The sequence below is a fragment of the Mesotoga sp. UBA5557 genome, from assembly GCF_002425715.1.
In the GTDB taxonomy this organism is placed as follows: Bacteria; Thermotogota; Thermotogae; order Petrotogales; family Kosmotogaceae; genus Mesotoga.
Window position 1 is genome coordinate 419 of record NZ_DIMV01000036.1, and the last position, 3,792, is coordinate 4,210.

The 3,792-nt window shown below is 41.0% G+C and carries 4 protein-coding genes and 1 pseudogene; all 5 read right to left on the bottom strand.

What is annotated here, in order from left to right:
- Positions 1-978 (bottom strand): AAA family ATPase (locus B3157_RS04070; RefSeq protein ID WP_292589041.1); only part of this gene is annotated, 978 nt, incomplete at its 3' end.
- Between the two features lie 133 nt (positions 979-1,111).
- Positions 1,112-1,384, bottom strand: a pseudogene (locus B3157_RS04075) (nucleotidyl transferase AbiEii/AbiGii toxin family protein); the annotation flags it as partial.
- An 8-nt stretch (positions 1,385-1,392) separates the two neighbouring features.
- Positions 1,393-1,986 (bottom strand): type IV toxin-antitoxin system AbiEi family antitoxin domain-containing protein, encoded by a 594-nt coding sequence (locus B3157_RS04080; protein WP_213918537.1) that lies wholly within the window; start codon positions 1,984-1,986, stop codon positions 1,393-1,395.
- A gap of 195 nt (positions 1,987-2,181) precedes the next feature.
- Entirely contained in the window at positions 2,182-2,532 is a 351-nt protein-coding gene (locus B3157_RS04085) for a nucleotidyl transferase AbiEii/AbiGii toxin family protein (RefSeq protein WP_292589046.1), read from the bottom strand.
- Complete coding sequence (locus B3157_RS04090; protein WP_292589048.1) at positions 2,529-3,287, bottom strand: type IV toxin-antitoxin system AbiEi family antitoxin domain-containing protein; 759 nt, start codon at positions 3,285-3,287, stop codon at positions 2,529-2,531. Before B3157_RS04090 ends, B3157_RS04085 begins: the two co-directional genes overlap by 4 nt.
- Positions 3,288-3,792 lie beyond the last annotated feature (505 nt).

Consider the following 3,792-nt stretch of genomic DNA (forward strand, 5'->3'; position numbering starts at 1 on the left):
ATCCTTTATTAGTTTGTTCGTATTTGTCGTTGCTTTTAGTTCGAAAAGGTCGAGGAGAAGCTTCCTCTTTTTGTCCGCAGTTGCTTCAGGATGAGATACAATCTCATTTATGGCCCACACCAGTTCGATTATTCCTGATGAGTGAGTTGAGAGCAAGACTCTATAATTCCTGCTCAACAGCTCGACTATAGTAAGAAAGACATCCCTAATTGCTAGCGGATGAAGGCCTGCTTCTGGCTCTTCAACTATGACCCAGTTCACGCCTTGCTTTTTCGAGACTTTTGCCGAAGGCAACAGCCAGAACAACCCAAGTAGTAAGGGAGCAAATTCCCTTTGGCCTGCAGACCAGGTCATGATAGGCATTGATACTCCTGCAACCTCCAGCATGATTCTTTTCCTGAGGCCTATATCTAGTTTCAATTTGCCTTCTCTCATTATGGATTTCTGCAGCGCGTCCCTTATCTCTTTCTTGAAGTATCCGTCTCTCGGAAAAATTGGGGTACCGCCACTCCCAAGACGCGAACCCATAATGTGCCTGATCTTCTCGCTGAAATCCTTAACAACGAAAGGGTACGTAGGATCGAAAGAGGTGAAAGGAAGTGGCCACCCGGCAGAGATAATCAGAACTCGTTGAGCGGGTATATAAAACACCTTTGGCCCTTTGTCATTTCCGCCTGATCTCTTCACGTGAGTTTCGATCTGAAACTTTCTTCCGTTAAGTTCAATGCAGCTCTGAGAATTCCATATCGCCTGCATCCCTTCGCCAAAATAGACTGGCAAGAAACTCTCGAGCTCATTCTTCCAATCAAAGCCAAGCTTCTTCAATTCCTTTACTATATTGGCGTGATCAACGCAGAACTTGAACAACTGAAGAAAGATGCTTTTACCCGTTGCTTGTGGCCCGACGAGAACGGTCAGATCACCGGCCGAAATGTCTGCTTTTTTTATCGGCCCGATATTCTCAAGAACGACTCTCACGGAGAACCCTCCCTTCTTCCTGCGCTGCTTAGGCTATACAAGAACAATTATATCAATTTCCGCATGAATTCCTGAATCTTCAACCAAACCACACTAAGTAAGGCCTTTCTATAAATAGGGACTTCATTATTCACATTTCTATCGCACAGACCTCGTTCAGCATGTTTGATATACTTTCAGCATTCACCTTTAGCCCTTTAATGGTCCCGTCCATATCCATGGTCGCCCTTGTATCAAGGCCTACTATTGATGCGATAAGAAATCCACCTTTCAAGATGAAGTTCGACTGGTAGCGTGATGATGAAATTCTTTCCAGCAAACGCTCCAGCATATAGTTCTGAAGGACAATTAGAGCAGATATATTCTTGCTTTTTGCCACGTTCTTAATGATCGCTTTCAGCTGCATCGAGTTCTTCAAAGCAATACCTCCAAATAGGCGCTAAGCTTCTTTTCTACCCTCATGAGCTTTGCATACTTTGAAATCATGGGAATATCTCTACTGGGCAGTTGTGTATATCTCTTGAACGCTTCGCTTATGATCTGGATATCTGTATGACTACGCCCTTTTAGAATATCGCACAGTGTTCTCTCTGCGTTGTAGACCCTTACCTCGTTGCCATTAGGAGTTCTTTTCGTGGTTATACCAAGTTCGTACAACCCGTCTATAACACGGTAGTATTCAACATTTTCTGTTTTTAGATTTGAGGTATTATAGCCGATCGGAAATGTCATTGAATACTTGATCGGAGTTCGATCTGTCAAATCAAGCAAGAATAGAGCCGTTCCATGAGAAAATATCCCCCTCCTATACCGGTTTTGAAGATTGAACATCTCGTCGTCAAGGAATGTAGGAATAATGTAAACGCCTCGTTCCGATCTTTCGAGAAAACCTTTGTCTACCAAGACTCTCAAATAATGACGATTTATCCCCGCTGTTGTGACTTGCCTCGATGTGACTATACCGTTGTTTTTACGTGCGATGTCTAGAATCTGTTCAGCATAAGACATGTATCACCTCTCACAAGAGAACAAATATCATTTGCGCATACAATTGCATCGTTTATGTGCATGACTGTCAATACTATCAAGAATAAAGTCGGACTCCTTTGCAGATGACAGCGGAAGTTGTGGACACCTATTTTTGTCCGTTACTTACAATCAACGAAAGAGCAGATGCTGAATCAGAGTCAACATAACGAAAAGTCACACATGCGGAGTAACCGAACATAAGGTTGCTTCGTATCCATTATCGTTCGATTTAATGCCGCTATTAATGATGCTTATTCCACTTTCCTCTTGTGTTCTTTCTGCAGCATTGGTGATTTGTTCATTGAGTTCATCAATCTCAATTTCATCAAGCAAAGTGAAATCGAGATCATCCGAAAATCTATAATTCTCAAAGTAGACTTTTCTAATGCCTGTACCACCCTTCAGAACCATGTCTATTGCTCTTAAATCCTTCAATATCCAATTTTGCACATAATCTCTTTCTATGGCCGAGATTGGTACTTCCAATTGACCAGATTTTTCTTCGATTTCTTGTGGTCTAATCATTCTAAATCTCCCAATATTTTTTCATCCAGATTCACTATGAGCATCCATTTTGAGTTCTTTGGACCTTTATGTGTCATTGTTGGATCAAGATATAGATAGTTCCTTGTATTGATAGCGGGTAGGTTTATATCTACATCTAGATAATCACACAAATAACCCAATCTTCTTATGACTCCAGTATTATTGATTTTCTTTGTGTATTCAAAAAGTCGATATTTATCATATTCTCCACTTTTTATGGCTTTTGCCACTTCTACAATGCCACCACAGTATTGCGGTTTGTCCAGACAGTCCACTATTGTTTTTTCTTTATCTGTTATGTTTATTTGATCGTAATCGATCCAGGTCTTTCCTATACCGAAAAACTTGTGTTCTTTTATTCTTACTATCTTGTACCTAATACCAATGATTCTCTTTTCCCGTATGTCCTTTCTTGAAGTTGTTTCAATGAATACGGTACTTGGTATTTGTTCACTTAATCCATAATGGTTCAAAGCCGACCAATACGCTATCGCATATGGATCAACGAGCAATGAACCAATAAGGAATTCATTTACGGTATATCTGTCCTTTTCTCTTCCCAAAGGTATTATCAAATACTTTCCTCTCTCTATTCTTCTTATCCAGCCTCCTTTTTCTAGCCTAGAAAGCATTACCCAAAGGACATTTCTCTGAATATTGAACTCATTAGCAACATCGTTTATGGTAAACACATCACCTTTCTTGGCTAATTTGTCTAGAATGTCTATTCTCATTACAATACACCTACCTTACCCAACATGTTATGTTTTACGTATCGGATCAAGAAATAGTTCTATTTACAGTTTAGCAGATTGTCTATGTTTTTCAATTTGAAGGGAACAAGGACCTTTCGGGACAAACTCGATTATTTACATTCAATTAACTGTTAGGAGCGCCTATAGGTAGATGCACTGCACTGAGGAGCATCTGTGGACGCAATGCTGGCTTCGCCAGGAAGTGATGCGCCGTAAGATCGCCGGCGGAAGAGATGCCACATTCGACAAAAATAGGGACGCGACAAAAATAGGGACAGACTCCATTTTTGTTATAATCTCTGTAGAATCGGCGGATATGCGAAAATTGGATACAGACGTTTGGAGATTCGTCGCTCCGCACTTTCTCTAGAATGAGATCCCATACGGGCCCAACGGGATGACATGATCGGAGCCGTTCATTTGAGCATAGAGGTTTGCTCGACTGATTCTTTTCATCTATATGGTTCGAGGTGATGATGATGCC